At 65.3% G+C, this 21,939-nt stretch carries 18 protein-coding genes and 1 pseudogene; 17 read left to right on the top strand and 2 right to left on the bottom strand.

Features of this window, described 5'->3' with window-relative positions; translation table 11 throughout:
* Positions 1–8: 8 nt before the first annotated feature.
* The 11 genes and pseudogenes from lpdA (at position 9) to F7R26_RS11655 (ending at position 11,079) form a co-directional block, all read left to right on the top strand.
* Positions 9–1,445 carry a dihydrolipoyl dehydrogenase gene (gene lpdA / locus F7R26_RS11705; RefSeq protein WP_150990985.1) on the top strand — a complete coding sequence of 479 codons (1,437 nt, stop codon included), beginning with the start codon at positions 9–11 and terminating at the stop codon, positions 1,443–1,445.
* A 149-nt stretch (positions 1,446–1,594) separates the two neighbouring features.
* Positions 1,595–2,692, top strand: coding sequence for a cell division protein ZapE (zapE, locus tag F7R26_RS11700; RefSeq protein ID WP_150990987.1), 1,098 nt, complete (start codon positions 1,595–1,597; stop codon positions 2,690–2,692).
* 108 nt (positions 2,693–2,800) lie between these two features.
* On the top strand, positions 2,801–5,353 hold the full coding sequence (locus F7R26_RS11695) for a heavy metal translocating P-type ATPase (protein WP_150990989.1): 2,553 nt from the start codon (positions 2,801–2,803) through the stop codon (positions 5,351–5,353).
* A 4-nt stretch (positions 5,354–5,357) separates the two neighbouring features.
* Positions 5,358–5,504, top strand: a complete 147-nt coding sequence (ccoS, locus tag F7R26_RS11690) for a cbb3-type cytochrome oxidase assembly protein CcoS (protein ID WP_006162067.1) — start codon at positions 5,358–5,360, stop codon at positions 5,502–5,504.
* Positions 5,505–5,682: 178 nt separating this feature from the next.
* Complete coding sequence (ccoN, locus tag F7R26_RS11685; RefSeq protein WP_006162068.1) at positions 5,683–7,131, top strand: cytochrome-c oxidase, cbb3-type subunit I; 1,449 nt, start codon at positions 5,683–5,685, stop codon at positions 7,129–7,131.
* A gap of 19 nt (positions 7,132–7,150) precedes the next feature.
* Complete coding sequence (gene ccoO, locus F7R26_RS11680; protein ID WP_150990991.1) at positions 7,151–7,828, top strand: cytochrome-c oxidase, cbb3-type subunit II; 678 nt, start codon at positions 7,151–7,153, stop codon at positions 7,826–7,828.
* 3 nt (positions 7,829–7,831) lie between these two features.
* Positions 7,832–7,966, top strand: a pseudogene (locus F7R26_RS41725) (cbb3-type cytochrome oxidase subunit 3); the annotation flags it as partial.
* A gap of 96 nt (positions 7,967–8,062) precedes the next feature.
* Positions 8,063–8,989, top strand: a complete 927-nt coding sequence (gene ccoP / locus F7R26_RS11670) for a cytochrome-c oxidase, cbb3-type subunit III (RefSeq protein WP_150990995.1) — start codon at positions 8,063–8,065, stop codon at positions 8,987–8,989.
* Positions 8,990–9,044: 55 nt separating this feature from the next.
* A complete protein-coding gene (ccoG, locus tag F7R26_RS11665; RefSeq protein WP_150990997.1) occupies positions 9,045–10,544 on the top strand; it encodes a cytochrome c oxidase accessory protein CcoG in 1,500 nt (499 codons plus the stop codon).
* 68 nt (positions 10,545–10,612) lie between these two features.
* A complete protein-coding gene (locus F7R26_RS11660; RefSeq protein ID WP_043347331.1) occupies positions 10,613–10,831 on the top strand; it encodes a membrane protein in 219 nt (72 codons plus the stop codon).
* Between the two features lie 2 nt (positions 10,832–10,833).
* Complete coding sequence (locus F7R26_RS11655) at positions 10,834–11,079, top strand: hypothetical protein (protein WP_043421572.1); 246 nt, start codon at positions 10,834–10,836, stop codon at positions 11,077–11,079.
* Positions 11,080–11,165: 86 nt separating this feature from the next.
* Here the strand turns inward: F7R26_RS11655 and fnr are convergent, their stop codons facing one another.
* The gene (gene fnr / locus F7R26_RS11650) at positions 11,166–11,891 is read right to left on the bottom strand and encodes a fumarate/nitrate reduction transcriptional regulator Fnr (RefSeq protein WP_150990999.1); all 726 of its coding nucleotides are present in this window, start codon (positions 11,889–11,891) and stop codon (positions 11,166–11,168) included.
* 298 nt (positions 11,892–12,189) lie between these two features.
* Between fnr and F7R26_RS11645 the strand changes: the two genes are divergently transcribed.
* Positions 12,190–12,954, top strand: coding sequence for a sulfite exporter TauE/SafE family protein (locus F7R26_RS11645; protein WP_150991002.1), 765 nt, complete (start codon positions 12,190–12,192; stop codon positions 12,952–12,954).
* Here the strand turns inward: F7R26_RS11645 and F7R26_RS11640 are convergent.
* Positions 12,910–13,419 (bottom strand): hypothetical protein, encoded by a 510-nt coding sequence (locus F7R26_RS11640; RefSeq protein WP_150991004.1) that lies wholly within the window; start codon positions 13,417–13,419, stop codon positions 12,910–12,912. The two genes, F7R26_RS11645 and F7R26_RS11640, sit on opposite strands and share 45 nt — an antisense overlap.
* Positions 13,420–13,545: 126 nt before the next feature.
* Between F7R26_RS11640 and scpB the strand changes: the two genes are divergently transcribed.
* The 5 genes from scpB (at position 13,546) to infB (ending at position 21,883) form a co-directional block, all read left to right on the top strand.
* Positions 13,546–14,622: an SMC-Scp complex subunit ScpB gene (scpB, locus tag F7R26_RS11635; protein WP_150991006.1), complete on the top strand. Its 1,077-nt coding sequence runs from the start codon at positions 13,546–13,548 to the stop codon at positions 14,620–14,622.
* A 5-nt stretch (positions 14,623–14,627) separates the two neighbouring features.
* A complete protein-coding gene (gene rluB / locus F7R26_RS11630) occupies positions 14,628–16,598 on the top strand; it encodes a 23S rRNA pseudouridine(2605) synthase RluB (protein ID WP_150991008.1) in 1,971 nt (656 codons plus the stop codon).
* 330 nt (positions 16,599–16,928) lie between these two features.
* A complete protein-coding gene (rimP, locus tag F7R26_RS11625; protein WP_043347318.1) occupies positions 16,929–17,417 on the top strand; it encodes a ribosome maturation factor RimP in 489 nt (162 codons plus the stop codon).
* On the top strand, positions 17,414–18,889 hold the full coding sequence (nusA, locus tag F7R26_RS11620) for a transcription termination factor NusA (RefSeq protein WP_043347317.1): 1,476 nt from the start codon (positions 17,414–17,416) through the stop codon (positions 18,887–18,889). The genes rimP and nusA overlap by 4 nt, the downstream gene beginning before the upstream one ends.
* Before the next feature lie 93 nt (positions 18,890–18,982).
* Positions 18,983–21,883 (top strand): translation initiation factor IF-2, encoded by a 2,901-nt coding sequence (gene infB / locus F7R26_RS11615; RefSeq protein ID WP_150991010.1) that lies wholly within the window; start codon positions 18,983–18,985, stop codon positions 21,881–21,883.
* Positions 21,884–21,939 lie beyond the last annotated feature (56 nt).

The following is a 21,939-nucleotide window of genomic DNA, read 5'->3' as shown; positions in this document are numbered from 1 at the left end:
GAATCTCCATGAGCAAACAATTCGACGTGCTGGTCATCGGTGCCGGCCCCGGCGGCTACATCGCCGCCATTCGTGCCGGCCAGCTGGGCCTGAATGTGGCCTGCTGCGAAGGCAATGCCTACGACGATCCCAAGGACGAACCGCGCCTGGGCGGCACCTGCCTGAACGTGGGTTGCATCCCCTCCAAGGCACTGCTGGCATCCTCGGAAGAATTCGAGAACGTACAGCATCACCTGGGCGACCACGGCATCACGGTTGGCGATGTCAAGGTCGACGTGGCCAAGATGCTCAAGCGCAAGGACGATATCGTCGGCAAGATGACCAAGGGCATCGAGTTCCTGTTCCGCAAGAACAAGGTCACGCTGCTCAAGGGCTACGGCAAGTTCGTCGGCAAGACCGCCGAGGGCTTCCAGGTCGAGGTCGCCGGCAAGGCAGGAACCGAAGTCGTGACGGCCAAGCAGGTCATTGTCGCCACGGGTTCCAAGGCGCGTCACCTGCCGGGCATCGCGGTGGACAACGTGCTGGTCAGCGATAACGAAGGCGCGCTCAAGTTCGCTGGCGTGCCGAAGAAGCTGGGCGTGATCGGCGCTGGCGTGATCGGCCTCGAGCTGGGTTCCGTGTGGCGCCGCCTGGGCGCCGAAGTGACCGTGCTGGAAGCGCTGCCGTCGTTCCTGGGCGCCGCCGACGAAGGCGTGGCCAAGGAAGCGCAGAAGCTGCTGACCAAGCAAGGCCTGAAGTTCAGCCTGGGCGTGAAGGTCAATGAAGTCAAGACCGGCAAGGACAACGTCACCGTCAGCTACACCGACAAGGACGGCGCTGCCCAGACCCTGGAAGTCGATCGCCTGATCGTGTCGGTTGGCCGCGTGCCCAACACCGACAACCTCGGCCTCGACGCCATCGGCCTGGCGGCTGACCAGCGTGGCTTCATCGAGGTGGATGACCACTGCGCGACCAAGGTGCCGGGCCTGTGGGCCATCGGCGACGTGGTGCGTGGCCCGATGCTGGCCCACAAGGCAGAGGACGAAGGCGTGGCGGTTGCCGAGCGCATCGCCGGCCAGAAGCCGCACATCGACTACAACTGCATTCCGTGGGTGATCTACACCTTCCCGGAAATCGCATGGGTGGGCAAGACCGAGCAGCAACTCAAGGCCGAAGGCCGCGAGTACAAGTCCGGCCAGTTCCCGTTCATGGCCAACGGCCGTGCACTGGGCATGGGTCACTCGGAAGGCTTCGTCAAGATGCTGGCCGATGCCAAGACCGATGAGATCCTGGGCGTGCACGTGGTTGCCGCGAATGCGTCGGACCTGATCGCCGAAGCCGTGGTGGCGATGGAGTTCAAGGCTGCCAGCGAAGACATCGGCCGCACCTGCCATCCGCATCCGTCGATGTCGGAAGTCATGCGCGAAGCCGCGCTCGCTGTCGACAAGCGCCAGCTCAATATGTAAGGCATCGGCCTTCGTATTGTTGAGTACCGGCGCGCCGCTCCAGCGGCGCGCCGTTTTCGCTTTCGGGGCGGCAGGGGCGGATTGCCCTGTCACGCGCCCCGATCCTCATTCAAGCCGGCGCCTCCCGGCATCCAGCGCAAGCAGTCAGCATGAACGTCCGTGAGTACTACGAGCAGGAACTGAAGCAACGCGGCTACACCACCGACCCCGCGCAGTTGCGCGCCGTCGAGCGCCTGCAGCAATGCTATGACGAGTGGGTGGCCTACAAGAGCCGGCGCAACAGCACGCTGAAAAAGCTGCTGGTGCACCCGGACGTGCCCAAGGGCGTGTACCTGTGGGGCGGGGTAGGGCGCGGCAAGTCCTTCCTGATGGACAGCTTCTATACCTGCGTGCCGGTGGTGCGCAAGACTCGGCTGCATTTCCACGAATTCATGCGCGAGGTGCATCGCCAGCTCGAAGAGCTGCGCGGGCGCCCGGATCCGCTGGACGAACTGGCCAAGCGCATCGCGCGGCGGTTCCGCCTGATCTGCTTTGATGAGTTCCATGTCAGCGACGTGGCCGATGCGATGATCCTGCACCGCCTGCTGCAGCAGATGTTCGAGAATGGCGTGCAGTTCGTGATGACGTCGAACTACCGGCCAGACCTGCTGTACCCCGACGGCTTGCACCGGGATCGCGTGCTGCCGGCCATCGCGCTGCTGCAGGACAAGCTCGACGTGCTCAATGTCGATGCCGGCATCGACTACCGCAAGCGCGCGCTGGAGCAGGTGCAGGCGTATCACACGCCGCTGGGACCCGAGGCCAGCTCGGCCCTGCGCCATGCTTTCACCGGCATTGCCGGCGTGGCCGACGAATCTCCCATCCTGCATATCGAGCACCGCGAACTGCGCGCGCTGCGCAAGGCGGGCGGGGTGGTCTGGTTCGATTTCAATACACTGTGCGGCGGCCCGCGCTCGCAGAACGACTACCTGGAGCTCGCCACCGAGTTCCACACGGTGATCCTCTCCGACGTGCCCAGGATGACGCCGCGCATGTCGTCGGAGGCACGCCGTTTCACCTGGCTGATCGACGTGTTCTATGACCACAAGGTCAAGCTGCTGATCTCGGCGGAAGTGCCGGCGGATGAACTCTACACCGAAGGCCAGATGGCCAACGAGTTCAGCCGCACGGTGTCGCGCATCATCGAGATGCAGTCGCGCGAGTACCTGGAAGCGCCGCGCCGCACGGTCGATACCTCGCTGACCTGACACCCAGCGCAAGCGGCGCGCCTTGCGCCGCCTGGCCACCCGCTTGATCTGTATCAAGGCGGCTTGCCGCCGGGGCTCTTACCATGCAGTTGGTAAAAAAGAGCCCCGATGCCGACTTCCTCAGCCTATCCCGCCCGGTCCCTGCCCAATCCGCCGCTCGCACGCGCAAGCGGCGTGCAAGCGGCCGCCGGGCATGCGGGCTGCTTCCACTGCGGACAGCCGCTCGTGGCCGGCGAGCCGCCCTTGCATGCCAGCATCAACGGCGAAGAACAGGCATTTTGCTGCGGTGGCTGCCAGGCACTGGCTCAGACACTGCACGCAGCCGGCTTCGGCCATCTCTATGGCGATCAGGCCCGCTTTGCCCGGCCGATCGACGACGCGGCGCGGCGCGAGGCCGAGCCCGTCTGGGCCGCCTACGACACCGAGGAGCTACGGGCCCAGTTCGTGCGCCCGTTGGACGAACACCGGGCCGAGATTACGCTGGCGCCGGAGAATATCCGCTGCGCCGCCTGCGCCTGGCTCATCGAGCAGCACCTGGGCAGCCTGCCCGGCGTGGAATCGGTGATCGCCAACGTGGCCACGCGCCGCGTAGTGGTGCGCTGGCGCGCGGCCGAGCAGCCGGTCTCTGCCTTGCTTGCCGCGCTGGCGGGGATCGGCTACCTGGCGTGGCCGTTCGAGGTTTCGCGCTCGGACCGGCAGGACCGCCACGCGCGCCGTGGCCTGCTGATGCGCATGGCGGTGGCCATGCTCGGCATGATGCAGGTGATGATGTACGCGTGGCCCATCTATACCCATGAAGCCACCATCGATCCCGGCCAGCTGCAGCTGATGCGCTGGGCCAGCCTGGTGCTGACCTTGCCCGTGGTGCTGTACTCGGCCTCGCCGATCTTCGCCGGGGCGTGGCGCGGGCTGCGGCAGCGCCACCTGGGCATGGATGTGCCGGTGGCGCTGGGCGTGGGCGCGGGCTTTATCGCAAGCACCGTGGCGACGCTGCGCGGCACCGGCGAGGTGTACTTCGATTCCGTCACCATGTTTGTCGCGTTCTTGCTGCTGGCGCGCTACCTGGAGCTGCGCGTGCGCCAGGCATCGCGCAGTGGTGCCGAGATGCTGGCGCGGCAACTGCCCGCCACCTGCGAGCGCCTGCGTGCCGAGGGCGGCGCGGGCGAGCGGGTGCCGGTGGCGCGCCTGCGCGCAGGCGACCTGATCCGCGTCAAGGCAGGCGAGGTGGTACCCGCCGATGGCACGGTGATCGCTGGTGCGAGCGAGCTCGATGAATCCATGCTGACCGGCGAGAGCCGGCCGGTGCCCCGCGGAATCGGGGATCCCGTGCTGGCAGGTTGCTTCAACACCGCGAGTCCGCTTGAGTTGTGCGTGGCCAAGGTAGGGGCGGGCACCCGGCTGGCGGAGATCGTCGCCGTGCTGGACCGCGCGCTGGCCGAGAAGCCGCGCCTGGCCACCGTGGCCGACCGCGTGGCGGGCTGGTTCGTCGCCATCCTGCTGGTGCTGGCGGCCGTCACCGGCGCCGTCTGGTGGGCCTGGATCGATCCCGCGCGCGCGTTGCTTGTGACGGTATCGGTGCTGGTGGTGAGTTGCCCGTGCGCGCTCTCGCTGGCCACGCCGGCGGCGCTGGCCGCGGCCGGGGCCGCATTGTCGCGCCGTGGCTTGCTGCTCACGCGGGGGCACGCGCTGGAGACCCTGGCCAGCGTCACGGACGTGATGCTCGACAAGACCGGCACGCTCACGCAGGGGCGTTTCGCGCTGGTGCGCACGCAGTCCAGCAGCGATGCCGACGCCGCCACCTGCCTGCGCCTGGCAGCGGCCATGGAACGCTCCGGCGAGCACCCCATCGCGCGCGGCATCGTCGAAGCCGCGCAGGCGCAAGGCCTTGCGCACGAGACGCTCGCCATCGACGCCATGCGCAATGTGCCGGGGCAGGGCCTTGAAGCCGATCTGGATGGGCGGCGTTACCGTCTTGGCCGGCGCGAGTTCGTGGAGGCGCTGTGCGAGCACGGCAGCGCTGCCAACTGGCATGCCGAACTCGGCGGCAGCGAGCGCCGGGGCGCCACGCTGGTGTGGCTGGGCAGCGCCGCCGGTGTGCTGGCGGTGTTCGAACTGGCCGATGTGGCGCGCGAGCAATCCGCGCGCTTGCTCAACGAATTGCGCGCGCTCGGCGTGACCTGCCATCTCGTCTCGGGCGATACGCCGGCCACTGTCGGCTGGTGGGCCGATCATTTCCAGATCCCGCGCCGCGAGGGCGGCGTCACGCCCGAAGGCAAGCGCGAGTACGTGGCACGCCTGCAGCGCGGCGGCGCCGTGGTGCTGGCGGTGGGTGACGGCATCAATGACGCGCCGGTGCTGGCGCAGGCGCAAGTCTCGATCGCCATCGGCAGCGGCGCGCCGCTTGCGCAGGCCGGCGCTGACGCGGTGCTGACCCATGGCCGCGTCGCGGAGATCGCGAACGCGCTCAAGATGGCCCGCCGTGCACGCAGTGTGGTGCGCCAGAACCTCGCCTGGGCTTTTGCCTATAACGTGATCGCCATTCCGCTGGCGGCAACCGGCTATGTCACCGCCTGGATGGCGGGCATCGGCATGTCGGTGTCGTCGCTGCTGGTGGTGGCCAATGCCTGGCGCCTGTTGCGCGCCGGCAAGCCCGGAGACTGATGCCATGGACATGCTCTACCTGCTGGTGCCGATGAGCTTGGTGCTGGTCGCGGTGATCGCCGGCGCGCTCTGGTGGGCGCTGCACGCCGGGCAATACGACGACCTCGACCGTCCCGGCGAAGCCATTCTGCTCGACAACGACAAGCCCTGAGTGATCGCCAATGCGGCCGTGCCCGCGCGCGGCTGCGTTGCCGTGTGTGCGGATGCGAGACGCCGTTGCACCTGAGTTCCCATGCTTTCCGGTGCGCTTGATACAGATCAAGACAGCTTGCGCGCGCTTTTCCTACAGTCACAACATCAATTCATGTTTATCCAATCTGGGGGTCTGAATGGCTGTCACCGCCGCGTATTCTCGCGCCGACACCTTCAATTACGGCGTTGTGCGGCAGTTTGCCGTCATGACGGTAGTCTGGGGGATTGTCGGTATGGCCGTAGGCGTTCTGCTCGCGGCACAGTTGATCTGGCCGGAGCTTAATTTCAACACGCCATGGCTGTCGTTCGGCCGCTTGCGCCCGCTGCACACCAATGCGGTCATCTTCGCCTTCGGTGGCAGCGCGCTGTTTGCTACTTCGTACTACATCGTGCAGCGCACCTGCCAGGCGCGCCTGTTCTGCGGACCGCTGGCGGCCTTCACGTTCTGGGGCTGGCAACTGGTGATCGTGGCCGCGGTCATCACGCTGCCGCTGGGCATCACCAGCTCGAAGGAATACGCCGAGCTCGAATGGCCGATCGACATCCTGATCACGCTGGTCTGGGTGGCTTATGCCATCGTGTTCTTCGGCACCATCATGAAGCGCAAGACCCGCCATATCTACGTGGCCAACTGGTTCTTCGGCGCCTATATCCTGACCATCGCCATCCTGCATATCGTCAACAACGCCGAGATGCCGGTGGGCATGTGGAAGTCCTACTCGGCGTATGCCGGCGTGCAGGACGCCATGGTGCAGTGGTGGTACGGCCATAACGCGGTGGGCTTCTTCCTGACCACCAGCTTCCTGGGCATGATGTATTACTTCATCCCCAAGCAGGCCGGCCGCCCGATCTATTCCTACCGCCTGTCGATCGTTCACTTCTGGGCGCTCAACTTCACTTATATGTGGGCTGGTCCCCACCACCTGCAGTTCACCTCGCTGCCGGACTGGGCGCAATCGCTCGGCATGGTGTTCTCGCTGATCCTGCTGGCACCTTCGTGGGGCGGCATGATCAACGGCATCATGACCTTGTCAGGTGCCTGGCACAAGCTGCGCACCGATCCCATCCTCAAGTTCCTGGTGGTGGCGCTGTCGTTCTACGGCATGGCGACCTTCGAGGGCTCGATGATGTCGATCAAGACCGTCAACGCGCTGTCGCACTACACGGACTGGACCATTGGCCACGTGCACTCCGGCGCGCTGGGCTGGGTCGCGATGATCTCGATCGGTTCGCTCTACTACCTGATCCCGCGGCTCTTTGGCGAGAAAGAGATGTACAGCGTGCGCCTGATCGAGCTGCATTTCTGGATCGCCACCATCGGCGTGGTGCTGTACATCGCCTCGATGTGGATCGCCGGTGTGATGGAGGGCCTGATGTGGCGCGCCACCCAGCCCGACGGCACGCTGACCTACGCCTTCGTGGAAGCGGTCAAGGCCAAGTACCCGTTCTACCTGATCCGCTTGCTGGGTGGCTTGTGCTTCCTCTCCGGCATGCTGCTGATGGCATACAACGTGGCCAGGACCATCATCGGCAAGCCTGCCGTGGATGCACTGATCCCGACCAGCGTTTCCGCCTCCGCCCATTGATCATTCCAGGATAGAAACGATGTCCGAAAAACGAAGCTTCTTTACGCACGAGACCCTGGAGAAGAATATCGGGTGGCTGATCATCTGCACCATCCTGGTGGTCAGCATCGCCGGGCTCGTCCAGATCGTGCCGCTGTTCTTCCAGCACTCCACCACCGAGCCCGACGCGGGTATCAAGCCGTACTCCGCGCTGCGCCTGATGGGCCGCGATATCTATATCCGCGAGGGCTGCGTGGGCTGCCATTCGCAGCAGGTGCGCACCTTGCAGGGCGATGTCGAGCGCTATGGTCATTACTCCACGGCGGGCGAGTCGGTCTACGACCATCCCTTCCTGTGGGGCTCCAAGCGTACCGGTCCCGACCTGGCGCGCGTGGGCGGACGCTACTCCGATGACTGGCAGCGCATCCACTTGCGCAATCCGCGCGACGTGGTGCCCGAATCGGTGATGCCGTCCTACCCGTGGCTGGAGAAAACGCCGCTGCAGACCAACGATGTCCGCGACCGCATGCGTGCGCTGCGCCGTCTCGGCGTGCCGTACACCGACGCCGAGATCGAGCAGGCGCCTGCCACGCTGGCCGGCAAGACCGAGGAAGACGCGATGGTCGCCTACCTGCAGGAGCTTGGCATCGCCAAGCGCAATGTGCGGGTCGATACCGCGGCCGCTGCGCAGCCCGCGGCCACGCCGGCCAAGGAGTAAGCCATGGCAATGATCACCGCGTTTTCCACCGTGATCTCGATGGCTGCCTTCATCGCCATCTGCTGGTGGGCCTGGTCGTCCGGGCGCAAGGCCGCCAACCAGGAGTCGGCCATGCTGCCGTTCGCCTTGCCCGACGAGCCGCTGGCCGCACGCCAGGAAGACAGGCCCGACGCCGGCCACCGCGTCGCGCGTCATGCCGGCGGCGCAAACAACACCACGCAGGAACACTGAGTCATGAGCGACTTCTTCACGGATTTCTGGAGCTACTACATTGCCGCCATCGCGCTGGTCGGCATCGTCTGGTGCGTGTGGCTGCTGTTCTCCCAGCGCAAGGTCACCAAGGTTGTGGGCGCGCCTGAGGACACCGGCCACGTGTGGGATGGCGACCTGCGCGAGCTGAACAACCCGCTGCCACGCTGGTGGATGTGGATGTTCCTGCTGGCATGCATCTTTGGCCTGGGTTACCTGGTGCTGTACCCCGGCCTGGGTTCGTACGCCGGCGTGCTCAAGACCTCCAGCCGGGTTGAGCTGGAGGCGCACCGCCAGGCAGCCGAACAACTGCAACGCGAGGTCTATGGCAAGTACATGCAGATGGACGTCAAGCAGGTGGCGGCCGACCCGGCGGCGCGCGAAATCGGGCAACGCCTGTTTCTCAACTACTGCGCGCAATGCCACGGCTCCGATGCGCGCGGCAGCCGCGGCTTTCCCAACCTGACCGATAACGACTGGCTGTACGGCGGAGATCCCGAGACCATCACGCAGACCATTACCAAGGGCCGCAACGGCGTGATGCCGTCGTTCGCCTCGACCATCGACGGCAAGCTCGCTGGCGACGTGGCGCAATACGTGCGCTCGCTGTCCGGCCTGTCTTCCGACCCGATTCGCGCCTCGCGCGGCGAGAGCACGTTCAAGTCCACCTGCGCGGCCTGCCATGGCTCCACCGGCAAGGGCAACCAGGCGCTTGGCGCGCCTAACCTGTCGGACCGCGTGTGGCTGTACGGCAGCTCGGAGGCGAACATCGTCGATGCCATCCTGAAGGGCCACAACAACCATATGCCGGCGCACGAGGAAATCCTCACGCCGGAGCGTATCCGCATGTTGACGGCCTATGTCTGGGGCCTGTCCAACACCGGCGGCGCAGGCGAGGGGGCAAAGCAATGAGCCACTGCGCTTATGCTTGTCAGGCGGACCCGCGCGGCGGCGGGGGCGTTCGCACATGAACGCCCCCGGACCGGAGCCGCTTGAAAGGAACGGGGCCGCGTGGGCGCCGCTGCGAGCGCCCACGCCTGATTCGGCTGACGCGGAAACGTCGGACGAGACCCTGTATGAAGTCCGCCGCAAGATCTATCCGCGCTCGGTGTCGGGTGCGTTCTCGAGCTGGCGGGTCTGGATGGTGGTCCTGACCCAGCTGTTCTTCTATGGCATGCCCTGGCTGCAGTGGAACGGCCGCCAGGCCATGTTGTTCGATCTCGGCGCGCGCAAGTTTTATATCTTCGGCCTGGTGCTGTGGCCGCAGGACGTGATCTACCTTGCCGTGCTGCTGGTGATCTCCGCGGTGTCGCTGTTTCTCTTCACGGCGATTGCGGGGCGGCTGTTCTGCGGCTACGCGTGTCCGCAAACGGTGTACACCGAGATCTTCATGTGGATCGAGCGGCATGTGGAAGGCGACCGCTTTGCCCGCATCCGCCTGGACGGCGACCCCTGGAGCGTGCGCAAGCTGCGCCTGAAGGCCACCAAGCACACGCTCTGGATCGTGATCGCGCTATGGACGGGCTTTACCTTCGTCGGCTACTTCTCGCCCATTCGCACGCTCGGCGCGCAGGTGCTGAGCCTCTCGCTGGGTCCGTGGCAGACGTTCTGGATGCTGTTTTACTCGTTTGCCACCTGGGGCAACGCCGGCTTCATGCGCGAGCAGGTCTGCAAGTACATGTGCCCGTATGCGCGTTTCCAGAGCGTGATGGTGGATCGCGACACCTATGTGGTCACCTATGACGTAGGCCGCGGCGAGCCGCGCGGCAGCCGCTCGCGCAAGGCGGACCACAAGGCTGCCGGGCTGGGCTCGTGCGTGAATTGCAGCATCTGCGTGCAGGTCTGTCCTACCGGCATCGATATCCGAGATGGCCTGCAGTACGACTGCATTGGCTGCGGCGCCTGTATCGACGCCTGCAACCAGGTCATGGACAAGATGGCTTACCCGCGCGGGCTGATCGGCTATACGTCTGAGAACGCCATGCGCAGCGCGCTCTCGGAGACCGTGGCACGCAAGCGCCTGGTGCGGCCGCGCACGGTGATCTACTCGGTGATCTGGCTGGCGCTGGTCGCCGGCTTCATGGCCTCGCTGGCCATGCGCACGCCGCTCAAGGTCGATATCATCCGCGACCGCGGCGCGCTGGGGCGGGAAGTGGAAGGGCGCTGGATCGAGAACGTGTACCGGCTGCAGCTGATCAACACGACCGAGGCGCCGACGCGCGTCGCCGTCAGCGCGGGCAGCGATGAGCTCAAGGGCTTGGCCGTGGAATATGATCACGCTGCCGGCAACCTGGAGCCCACGTCCAATCGCCTGATTCCCATCCGGGTGCGCGTGCCGATCGAGTCCGCGGCGCAGGGCACGCACAAGATCGAGGTCACGGTGACCGCGGTGCCCGACAAGGGCGCGGGGGGGCATGGCGCGGAGATTCGACAGAGCACCAGCTTTATCGTGCCGCGCAATCTATGAGGCGACGGGGGACGCTGGATGCACCAATCCGTACGCTACAGACGCGATCTAGAACTAGAGGAGGCCAGATGACGCAGCAAAGCAATCCCTGGTGGAAGGAGCCATGGCCGTGGCTGCTGATGAGTGGGCCGTTCGTGGCCATGGTGGCCTGCGGGGTCACGATCTGGCTGGCCATGACCCACCCGGATCCGCCCATTGAGGAAGGGGTCGCTCGCCACGGCCTGGTGGTCGAGAAGGCGGGCAGCGCGGCACGCCAGGCAGCGCCGGTCGCGGCGCAAGCGAGGTGATCATGAGGCTACGCTGGCTGATGTGGGTGTTGTGGCCCGCTTTCCTGGTCGCCGGGCTGACGACCGCGCTGGTATTCTCCATGGTCGATCCCGGTGACCTGCGCTTCTTCGGCCAGCCGGTCGAGGCATCGCGGGAGGCGGTCTACACCGTGGGCTTCCTGATCGCGTGGGTGCTGTGCTCGCTGTCGAGCGGCTTGACGTTGTACACCATGCCCACGCGGCTGGCGGACACGGACGAGCTGGAGTGACTGTGATGCGCGCCTTGCCGGTTCAGGCCAGCAGGCGCGGCATCGCGGCGAGCCGCCGCGGGCGAGGGCGGCCCGCGACGTGCACGTCAGCAGGACTTGTTGACGATCTGCTTGATCCCCACCATGTCGACCAGCTTGACGTGGCGCTGGCGAATCTGGATCAGGCCGGCTTCCGCAAAGCGCGAGAACAGGCGGCTGACGGTTTCGAGCTTGAGCCCCAGGTAGCTGCCGATTTCCTCGCGGCTCATGCGCAGCACAAATTCGGAGGCCGAATAGCCGCGCGCGGACAAGCGCTCGGACAGGTTGATCAGGAAAGCGGCAAGCCGCTCCTCGGCGCGCATCGATCCGAGCGTGATCAACATGACCTGGTCCTGCGAGATCTCCTTGCTCATCAGGCGCATGAACTGATGCTGCAGGGAAGGCAGGACGTTGGACAGCGTCTGGAGATCGCCAAAGCGCACCACGCAGACTTCGGTATCTTCCAGTGCGGTGGCGTCCGACGCGTGTTGCATCTCGCCAAGGCCGTCGAGGCCGACGACTTCGCCGGGAAGGTGGAAGCCCGTGATCTGCGAGCGGCCGTCTTCCATTGTCAGGTGGGTCTTGAGCGTGCCGAAGCGAATCGCGTAGACGGCGGTGAGAGGATCGCCGAGGCGGTACAGGGTTTCGCCCTTGCGTACGCGCACCCGGTCCTGGACCAGCGTATCCATCTTTTCGAGGTCCTGCTGCGACATGCCGACGGGCAGGCAGAGCTGGCCGAGCGAGCAAGTGGAGCAGCGGGGCGACATCTCGGTAATGGGAATGGTGGTGAGCAATTGGGGCCTGTCGGTTTAGCGCAGTCAATCAAGCGCGATGTGGCAGGCGCATTGAGTTGAGAGCTTGACGTTGAGAGTCGTCGGTTGGAAGCGCTATCCACATCGGCCTGGCGCGCGGGTCTTGCGGCAGTGCGCTATCTGTGCAGCGCGGCTTGCCGTGCCCGTCGTCATGTTGTGCGAGCGCGCTGATGTACGCGGGCGCCAAGCTTCATGTTGATAGCGCCTCTTGGAGCTGCGGGGGCGCGTTCGCCGCATTTTACCGCGCCGGACGTTGCGATTGTGTGATTGGGAGGAGAAGTTGACCATAGGCGTGCTTATCAGCGTATTTACCCTGGCTTTGCTGGGCGGCGTGCACTGCGCCGCCATGTGCGGCGGGATCGCGCTGGCGGCGGAGCAGGGCGGCGTTGCGCGCGTGCCTGCCACGGTGCTCCGGCGTCCCGGCCATTGGTTGCTGGAACTGCTTGTCATGCATGCCGGGCGGCTGAGCATGTATGCGGTGCTGGGAGGCTTGCTGGGTGCCCTTGGTGCCGGTGTCTGGAAGGCACAGTACCTGCCGCTGCAGCGTTGGCTGTTCGGGATCGGCAGCGTGATGCTGGTGCTGTCGGGCTTGTGGATGTTGTGCGGGCGCACCATGGGTACGGGTGGGCTTGAGCGGCTCGCCGCCCGGGGCGCGGGTGGCTTGCTGCGCGGCCTTGGCGCTGTCGGGGCGCGCTTGCCAGCTGTGGCCCGGGCGCATGGGCAGGGCCGCTTGCTGCGCCGCTACGGCATGGGGCTAGCCTGGGGGCTGGTCCCGTGCGGCATGGTGTACGGTGCTCTTGCCATGGCGTTGCTGGCCGGCAATGCTCTGTCGGGCGCGCTGGTGATGGCCGTGTTTGGCCTGGGCACCCTGCCGAACCTGCTGGTGATCTCGGGCCTGTCCGGCTATCTCAGGCAGCTTTCGCGGCGCCCGGCGTTGCGCGCTGGCGCTGGCCTTGCGGTGGTGGCTTTTGGCTTGGCCGGGGTGGCGCGCGCGCTGCTTTTACCTGAGACGCTTGCCGCGCATGGATTCTGCCTGGTCTTCTGAAGCGCCGTTTCGTGGTGTATCTGTCACTTCCTCGCTGAGGTAGCTGTGCGAATCGGTTGCAGGTTTGCCAGGGAATGCCATACAATCGCAAGAACAGCGATATCGCGCAGCGTATTTCATCGTGGCATCGTCAGGTAGCATCCGCTGCTCAGGGATGCATGCCAGGAACACCCAGGCAGGCATCAGCGCCAGGGACCGTTCCCCATCCGCCGTCCGGTTCAAAAGATTCGGTTCAAAAGACCAGCCACGGCAGGGCGGGGTGAAATAGGCCAGCAGGCCCGATATCCGTATTTTCTTGCACCCGGCGCGTTCGATGATAAACGCCGCGCCGGACAGGTCCGCCACATCAGGGGGAAGGCGCGACGCAAGGGCTCCGTCGACTGGCAGATAAAGCCGGTGGCCGGGCGATCTCCTGCCGGTCAGGTCCGGCACCCGATGCAATAAAAGAAGGCGCACGGCTGGCATGCATCAAGCATGCGGTTGGCTGCGCGGCCAGATGGCGGTGGCAATCCCTACCGCTGAACCCGCAATCTCCAGTGCGCCCGGGATCAACCGGGGCGCAGGTGCAAAGACAGGCTGCACGCAATCAACATGAATACCCAAGAGGCGAAGATCGTCCTCGAGACCGCGCTGATCTGCGCGCAGGAACCGTTGCGCGTCAATGACTTGCGCCGGCTGTTTGCCGACGAAGTCGGTGCCGACACCATTCGCGTGCTGCTGGAAGAGTTGCGCCGCGACTGGGAGCAACGCGGCGTGGAACTCGTGGCACTGGCCAGTGGCTGGCGTTTCCAGAGCCGCCCTGTCATGCGCGAGTACCTGGATCGGCTGAATCCGGAAAAGCCGCCCAAGTACTCCCGCGCCGTGATGGAGACGCTGGCGATCATCGCCTACCGGCAACCGGTCACGCGGGGCGATATCGAGGAAATCCGCGGTGTCGCGGTCAGCACCGAAGTCGTGAAGAAGCTCGAGGACCGCAGCTGGATCGAGGTGATCGGCCACCGTGACGTGCCCGGACGGCCTGCGCTTTATGCCACCACCAAGAACTTCCTTGATGACCTCGGCCTGCGCACGCTCGATGAATTGCCGCCGCTGGAAGACATCCAGGCCCAGGCGCAGGTCGCAATGCTGAATCAGGAGCCGATCGACTTCGAGGCGCTGGGCACGGTGCCGGCCGATAGCGACGAAGAGGCATTCGCGGAACCTGGCGATGATCAGGCCGGCGCTGCCGAGCTGGTTGTGGCGGATCCCGGAGAGGGTGAATCGACCCCTTCGGGCGTGGCTGCCCCCGACGGTCTAGCGGCCGGCGCCACGGACGGCATTGCCGGTTTGGTGGATGCGTTTGAAAGAAAGGAGGCCGTGGCGCAAGCGGAAGCTGGGTTCACACCCACGCCCGAGGCCGAGGCGGAAGTGCCGGCGACGCCTGAGCCGGACGGTAAGCCAGGGAGCGAGCCGGTGGCCGCCGAGCCCGCCGGCGCGCGGTCCGGCGACGCAGCCGAGGAGCAAGCCGTCGAAGACGGTGAAACAAATGAGCAAACGGACACGCCCGCCAACGGTTACCACGTACAAGTGGCCTCCGGCGAGCAGGCGTCCGAAGTCCCGGGGGCGTCCACGACGAATCCGGCGCACCCCAGCGAGCACGACGAGCACGACCAGCGCGTGTCCAACTGAACACCATGCAACATCCGAATGTGAATACCTTGTCCGATTCTGATCAAGACGTCCGCCAGGCGGATACGCCGGCCGGCGATGCCGGTAATGGCGCCGAAGGCGGCGCCGGCACCGATGGCGCGCCGCGCCGCAAGGGCCTGCGCCGTGGCTTGCGCAATCTGGTGGCCACGCGCCGCCAGGCCGCGCAGGACCGCGATGGCGACCGTGCCGCGGACGGCGGGACGCTAAACCCTGCGGGCAGCCCCGATGCCGGCACCGCGCAGGACGCGCGTGGCGACGGCGCAAGGAAGGGGCGTACGCGTGGCAAGCGCAAGCCTGCGGAAGGCGAGGCTGTGCAGGCAGGCGAAGCGCAGGGCGAGCGCCCGGCGCCGCGAGGCCGCCGCAACTTCACCGGTGACACCGCCGAAGGTGTAAGCGAGGTCGCGGGCGAGCGCCAGCGCGATGGCGCTCGCCCCAACCCGAATGGGAGTGGCGCCCGCAAGCGCAAGCCGCAGCAAGGCCAGCAGCCGCAAGGCGCGGCCCGCCGCGGCGGCGGCGAAGGGCAGCAAGGCGGCCCGCGCCAGCAAGGCAAGGGCGGCAAGGGTAAGGGCGGGGCGCAGCGCCCGGCCGCGGGTGTGCCCGAGAAGGCGCCCGCCGCCGCCGCTAGCGGTGAGGACCTGTTCCGCTTTGTCATTTCCGGTCAGTATGACCAGGAAGAGTCGAGTGGTCCGCAGGCCCGGGTCAAGCCGGTGCGCGAGCTGTCTGCAGACGACGATGCGCCAAAGCTGCACAAGGTGCTCGCCGAAGGCGGGCTGGGCTCGCGCAGGGAAATGGAAGAGCTGATTCTGCAGGGCCGGGTTTCGGTCAATGGCCTGCCTGCCCACATTGGCCAGCGCATCCTGCCGGCCGACCAGGTCCGGGTCAACGGCAAGCTGATCCACCGCCGTGTGTCGTCCAAGCCGCCGCGCGTGTTGCTGTATCACAAGCCGTCCGGCGAGATCGTCAGTCAGTCGGATCCGGAAGGCCGTCCGACCGTGTTCGACAGCCTGCCGCGCATCAAGGCAGGGAAGTGGGTGGCCGTGGGCCGCCTCGACTTCAATACCGAGGGCTTGCTGATCTTTACCTCCTCCGGCGATATCGCCAACAAGTTCATGCATCCGCGCTACGGCGTGGAGCGCGAATATGCGGTGCGCACACTGGGCGAGCTGGCCGAGGCCGATCGCCAGCGCCTGCTGCATGGCATCAAGCTCGACGATGGCGAGGCTAATTTTCTGCGCATCGCGGACGGTGGTGGCGAAGGCATCAACCACTGGTACCACGTGGCGCTGACCGAAGGCCGCAACCGCGAAGTGCGCCGCATGTTCGAGGCAGTCGGCCTGACCGTGTCGCGCCTGATTCGTACCCGTTACGGCCAGTTCCTGCTGCCGCGCGGCCTGAAGCGTGGCCGCTGGCAAGAACTTGCGGCGGACGACGTGCGCGCGCTGATGGCATCCATCGGCCTGAAGGCGCCGTCCAAGGGCGATAGCGGTCCCCGCGGCGGCAGTAAGGTGGGTGGGCGCCAGCAGCGCACCGAGGCGGCCATTGCCGGCATGCCGATGCCGACCGGCATGGACGGCCTGCCGCGCGTCAATCGCGGCAACGGCCCGCGCGGCAGCGGCGCTGGCCGCGGGCAGCCGGATCCGATGCAAACGTCGATGGGCTACATCGGTGGCCCGACCCTGCTGACGTCCCATACGACCAAGCTGGGCGGCGGTGCGGCGGGTTCCCCGCGCGGCCCGGGCCGTCCGGGCCGCAGTGGTGGCCGTGGCGCTGGCATGGGCGGCATGGGAGGTATGGGAGGTATGGGCGGCATGGGTGGCATGGGTGGCATGGGTGGCGGTCAGAATCGTTCCCAGCGCCGCGGTGGTGGCGAAGCCAATGGGAATGTGATGCCGCAGGCCGGCAAGCCCAACGGCAACCGCCGTCCTCGTGGCGGTGGCCGCGACGGCAATCGTTGAGTGATGCGAGGCAAGGCGCCTTGGGCGGGCCTGGCAGGGAAAAGAGCGGCACGGGCCGCATCCCTGTCTTGCCAAAGTCGGGTGCCTTTGCCTTTTGCACCGCGACAGCGTATAATCAAAGTCTATTCAAAAGTCATCCTGCAAAAGGGTGGGCGAATGATGGGCATTGCGCCCATTTTTTTTTGCTTCGCCCGTTTCGTGTGCTTGCCGTGTTTCGCGGCGCGCCGGTCGGGATGACTGGCAGGCAAGCTGGCTGAAGCCGTCATCCAAGACGGCCGTGCCGATGGGCTGGGTCTGCCACGGTATTGATGGCCATTATTCGGGAATACAGTGCATCTGGCAGATTTGATCGAAACCACCCTGAACGGCATGGGGTACGAGCTGGTTGAGCTCGAGCGCGCTCCAGGCGGACTCATGCGCGTCTATATCGATCAGCCTGAAACCGGCATCGTCATTGAGGATTGCGAGAAGGTAAGCCGTCAGCTTACCCACGTGCTCACCGTCGAGAATATCGACTACGAGCGCCTCGAAGTGTCCTCGCCGGGGCTGGACCGGCCGCTCAAGAAACTGGCTGACTTCGTCCGCTTCGCGGGCCAGGAAGCCAGGGTTACCTTGCGCCTTCCGGTCAACGGGCAGAAGAACTTCGTCGGCATCCTGCAGACGCCTACCGGTGAGCCGGGGGCAGAGCAGATTGGCCTCGAGTTCGAAGGCCAGAACGGCACGGCGCTGCTGGAATTCACCATATCCGATGTTGATCGCGCACGCCTGGTGCCGGTGATCGACTTCAAAGGAAATCAGAAAAAAGGGAACAAGCAATGAGCCGCGAAGTTCTGTTGCTCGTCGATGCGCTTGCGCGTGAGAAGAACGTCGACAAGGATGTGGTATTCGGTGCGCTGGAAGCGGCACTCGCTTCGGCAACCAAGAAGCGTTTCGAGGAAGACGTGGATATTCGCGTCGCCATCGATCGTGAGTCCGGTGAGCACGAGACGTTCCGCCGCTGGCTTGTAGTCCCCGATGAACAGGGTCTGCAGGAGCCGGACAAGCAAATCCTCATGTTCGAGGCCCGTGAGCAGGATCCGGACATCCAGCTGGATGAGTTTGTCGAAGAGCAGATCGAGTCGGTCGAGTTCGGCCGCATCGGTGCGCAAGCCGCCAAGCAGGTGATCCTGCAGAAGATCCGTGACGCCGAGCGCGAGCAGATCCTCAACGATTACCTCGATCGTGGCGAGAAGGTCATGACCGGCACGGTCAAGCGTGCCGACAAGAAGGGCTTGATCGTCGAGTCCGGCCGCGTGGAAGCGCTGCTGGCCCGCGACCAGATCATCCCCAAGGAAAACCTGCGCACCGGCGACCGTGTCCGCGCCTATATCCTGAATGTGGATCGCACCGCACGCGGCCCGCAGATCGAGCTCTCGCGCACCGCGCCCGAGTTCCTGATCAAGCTGTTCGAGAACGAAGTGCCGGAGATGGAGCAGGGCCTGCTGGAAATCAAGGCAGCTGCCCGCGACCCCGGCGTGCGCGCCAAGATCGCCGTGGTGGCGCATGACAAGCGTATCGATCCGATCGGTACCTGCGTCGGCGTGCGCGGCACGCGGGTGACCGCGGTCCGTAACGAGATTGGCGGCGAAGCGGTCGACATCGTGCTGTGGTCGGAAGACCCGGCGCAGTTCGTGATTGGCGCCCTGGCGCCGGCACAAGTACAGTCGATTGTGGTAGACGAGGAAAAGCACAGCATGGACGTGGTGGTCGACGAGGAAAACCTCGCCGTCGCCATCGGCCGCAGTGGTCAGAACGTACGCCTGGCGTCCGAGCTGACCGGCTGGCAGATCAACATCATGACGCAGGAAGAATCGGCACAGAAGCAAGCCGAGGAAAGCGACGTGGTGCGCAAGTTGTTCATGGCCAAGCTGGACGTGGACGAAGAAGTGGCTGACATCTTGATCGACGAAGGTTTCTCCACGCTGGAAGAAGTGGCCTATGTGCCCATCAGCGAGATGTTGGAAATCGACGCCTTCGATGAAGATACCGTCAACGAGCTGCGCAACCGCGCCCGCGATGCGCTCTTGACGATGGAACTGGCCCGGGAAGAAAAGGTGGAAGAGGTGTCGCAGGATCTGCGCTCGCTCGACGGCCTGACCCCGGAACTGATCGGCAAGCTGGCCGAAGGCAATATCCACACGCGTGACGAACTGGCCGAATTGGCCGTCGACGAACTCGTCGACATGGTTGGTCTTGGCGAGGATGATGCACGCGCGCTGATCATGAAAGCACGGGAACATTGGTTTAACTGAGGGACACGCTCACGTAGTGCTTTTCCAGGCTGCTTGAGCGCGCATTCCACACACAATTGTCCCGACGTATAACCAAGCATTGAAAGGGTTTGAATGGCAAGCACAACAGTTGCCCAACTGGCCGCAGAACTGAGCCGCAGCGCAGCTGCCCTGCTGGAACAATTGCAGGCAGCTGGGGTGGGCAAGGTGACGCCTGACGACATCATCACCGAATCCGACAAGACCAAGTTGCTGGATTACCTCAAGCGTTCCCACGGGGCGGCCGATGACAGCGCGCGCAAGAAAATCACGTTGACCAAGCGTGAGACCTCCGAGATCCGCCAGGCTGATTCCACCGGCAAGACTCGCACGGTGCAGGTCGAGGTGCGCAAGAAGCGCGTCCTGATCAAGCGCGACGAGGCTTCCACCGATGGCGCCGATGGCCACGAAGTGGTCGAGCTGCCGGTCGATGCGGCCGAACAGGCTCGCCAGGACGAGGAAGATCGTCAGCAGGCCGAGTTGCTGGCACGCCAGGAAGCCGAGTCGAAGGCACGCCAGGAGGCGGCCGAACGCGAGGAGGCCGAGCGTCGCGCCAAGCAGGAAGCGCTGGAGGCTGAAGAACGTCGCCAGGCTGAACTCGCCGCCCGCAAGGCGGAAGAGGAAGCTGCCGCCCTGCGCGCCGCCGCTACGGCCAAGGCGCCGGAAGACGACGATTCGCGCAAGAAGGCCGAAGACGAAAAGGCTCGCCTGGCCGCCGAACGCGCAGCCGCGCAGAAGGCCGCCGACGACGCCAAGCAGGCCGCCGACAAGGCGCGTGCCGAGCAGGACGCAGCGCGCAAGCGCCGCGAGGCCGCCGAAGCCGAAGCCCGTGCCATTCAGCAGATGCTGAATGCGCCGGCGCGCGTGCTCAAGGCACCGTCGGAACGCAAGGCTGAAGAAAAGAAGGCCGAGCAGACCGGCACGCTGCACAAGCCGGTCAAGCCGCCTGGCACCGAAGTCAAGAAGGACGAGAAGAAGCCCGTAACGACCACGGCCACCGCTACCACCACCGTCGATAAGAAGACCGGCAAGGTAGTGAAGGCAGGGACTTCCTCGACCTGGCAGGACGAAGGCTCGAAGAAGAAGGGCAGCGGCCTGAAGACCCGCGGCGATTCGTCCGGTGGCGTTGGCGGCTGGCGCGGCGGTCCGCGCGGCCGTGGCAACCGTCACCAGCAAGACGATCGCGGCACGAATTTCCAGGCGCCGACGGAGCCGGTGGTGCGCGAAGTGCACATCCCCGAGACCATTTCGGTGGCCGACCTGGCGCACAAGATGGCCGTCAAGGCTTCCGAGGTCATCAAGCAGATGATGAAGCTCGGCCAGATGGTGACCATCAACCAGGTGCTGGACCAGGAAACCGCCATGATCGTGGTGGAAGAAATGGGCCACAAGGCGTTTGCCGCCAAGCTGGACGATCCGGAAGCGCTGCTGGTCGTGGGTGGTGAAGACCACACTGACGCCGAGCAGTTGCCGCGTCCGCCGGTGGTGACCGTGATGGGTCACGTCGACCACGGCAAGACCTCGCTGCTGGACTACATCCGTCGTGCCAAGGTTGCGGCGGGCGAAGCCGGCGGGATTACGCAGCACATCGGTGCCTACCATGTGGAAACCGAGCGCGGCGTGATCACCTTCCTGGACACCCCGGGTCACGAGGCCTTCACGGCCATGCGTGCTCGTGGTGCCAAGGCAACCGACATCGTGATCCTGGTGGTCGCGGCCGACGACGGCGTGATGCCGCAGACGAAGGAAGCCATTGCCCACGCCAAGGCGGCGGGCGTGCCCATCGTGGTCGCGATCAACAAGATCGACAAGCCCGAAGCCAACCCGGACCGCGTCAAGCAGGAACTGGTGGCCGAGCAGGTGCTGCCGGAAGAGTATGGCGGTGATTCGCCGTTCGTCCCGGTGTCCGCCAAGACCGGCGCCGGCATCGACGACCTGCTGGAGCAAGTATTGCTGCAGGCCGAAGTGCTGGAGTTGAAGGCGCCGGTGGACGCCCCGGCCAAGGGCCTGGTGGTGGAGGCTCAGCTGGACAAGGGCAAGGGCCCGATCGCGACCATCCTGGTCACCAGCGGCACGCTCAAGCGTGGCGATGTGGTGCTGGCTGGCAGCGCTTATGGCCGCGTTCGCGCCATGCTGGACGAAACCGGCAAGCCGACCAAGGAAGCCGGTCCCTCGATTCCGGTCGAGATCCAGGGCCTGTCCGAAGTGCCGGCGGCTGGTGAAGAAGTGCTGGTGCTGCCGGACGAGCGCAAGGCGCGCGAAATTGCGCTGTTCCGTCAAGGCAAGTACCGCGACGTCAAGCTGGCCAAGCAGCAGGCGGCCAAGCTGGAAACGATGCTGGAGCAGATGAGCGAAGGCGAAGTGCAGACGCTGCCGTTGATCGTCAAGGCCGACGTTCAGGGGTCGCAGGAAGCACTGGTGCAATCGCTGCAGAAGCTCTCCACCGAAGAAGTGCGCGTACAGATCGTGCACGGCGGCGTGGGTGGCATCTCGGAGTCGGACGTCAACCTGGCTACGGCCTCGAAGGCGGTCATCATCGGCTTCAACGTACGTGCCGATGCTGGCGCGCGCAAGCTGGCCGAGAACAACGGCATCGATATTCGCTACTACAACATCATTTACGATGCGGTAGACGAGATCAAGGCGGCAATGTCGGGCATGCTGGCACCGGAAAAGCGGGAAGTCACGCTGGGTACGGTGGAAGTGCGCCAGGTCTTCCGCGTGCCGAAGATTGGCGCGGTGGCTGGTTGTATGGTCACCGACGGGCTGGTCAAGCGTACCGCCCTGGTACGGGTGCTGCGCAACAACGTGGTCATCCATACCGGCGAGCTTGATTCGCTCAAGCGCTTCAAGGATGACGTCAAGGAAGTCAAGCAAGGCTTCGAGTGCGGTTTGTCGATCAAGAACTTCAACGACGTTCAGGAAGGCGACCAGCTCGAAGTGTATGAAATCACCGAGGTGGCGCGCACGCTGTAAGGCGTGTTGCGGGCGGCGGGCCAACTGGCCCGCCGCTGCCCTTCTCGACAGCAAGC

The sequence above is a fragment of the Cupriavidus basilensis genome, from assembly GCF_008801925.2.
GTDB lineage: Bacteria > Pseudomonadota > Gammaproteobacteria > Burkholderiales > Burkholderiaceae > Cupriavidus > Cupriavidus basilensis.
The sequence above is the reverse complement of the archived record's forward strand: the minus strand, read 5'-3'. Positions and strand labels throughout refer to the sequence as shown.

Excerpts from the sequence above, each read along its gene's own strand:
- ccoO (WP_150990991.1), top strand. The coding sequence starts at position 7,151 with ATGTCCGAAAAACGAAGCTTCTTTACGCACGAGACCCTGGAGAAGAAT.
- ccoP (WP_150990995.1), top strand. The coding sequence starts at position 8,063 with ATGAGCGACTTCTTCACGGATTTCTGGAGCTACTACATTGCCGCCATC.
- ccoG (WP_150990997.1), top strand. The coding sequence starts at position 9,045 with ATGAACGCCCCCGGACCGGAGCCGCTTGAAAGGAACGGGGCCGCGTGG.
- F7R26_RS11660 (WP_043347331.1), top strand. The coding sequence starts at position 10,613 with ATGACGCAGCAAAGCAATCCCTGGTGGAAGGAGCCATGGCCGTGGCTG.
- rluB (WP_150991008.1), top strand. The coding sequence starts at position 14,628 with ATGCAACATCCGAATGTGAATACCTTGTCCGATTCTGATCAAGACGTC.
- F7R26_RS11655 (WP_043421572.1), top strand. The coding sequence starts at position 10,834 with ATGAGGCTACGCTGGCTGATGTGGGTGTTGTGGCCCGCTTTCCTGGTC.
- lpdA (WP_150990985.1), top strand. The coding sequence starts at position 9 with ATGAGCAAACAATTCGACGTGCTGGTCATCGGTGCCGGCCCCGGCGGC.
- scpB (WP_150991006.1), top strand. The coding sequence starts at position 13,546 with ATGAATACCCAAGAGGCGAAGATCGTCCTCGAGACCGCGCTGATCTGC.
- zapE (WP_150990987.1), top strand. The coding sequence starts at position 1,595 with ATGAACGTCCGTGAGTACTACGAGCAGGAACTGAAGCAACGCGGCTAC.
- F7R26_RS11640 (WP_150991004.1), bottom strand. The coding sequence starts at position 13,419 with ATGCCAGCCGTGCGCCTTCTTTTATTGCATCGGGTGCCGGACCTGACC.
- ccoN (WP_006162068.1), top strand. The coding sequence starts at position 5,683 with ATGGCTGTCACCGCCGCGTATTCTCGCGCCGACACCTTCAATTACGGC.
- ccoS (WP_006162067.1), top strand. The coding sequence starts at position 5,358 with ATGGACATGCTCTACCTGCTGGTGCCGATGAGCTTGGTGCTGGTCGCG.
- nusA (WP_043347317.1), top strand. The coding sequence starts at position 17,414 with ATGAGCCGCGAAGTTCTGTTGCTCGTCGATGCGCTTGCGCGTGAGAAG.
- infB (WP_150991010.1), top strand. The coding sequence starts at position 18,983 with ATGGCAAGCACAACAGTTGCCCAACTGGCCGCAGAACTGAGCCGCAGC.
- F7R26_RS11695 (WP_150990989.1), top strand. The coding sequence starts at position 2,801 with ATGCCGACTTCCTCAGCCTATCCCGCCCGGTCCCTGCCCAATCCGCCG.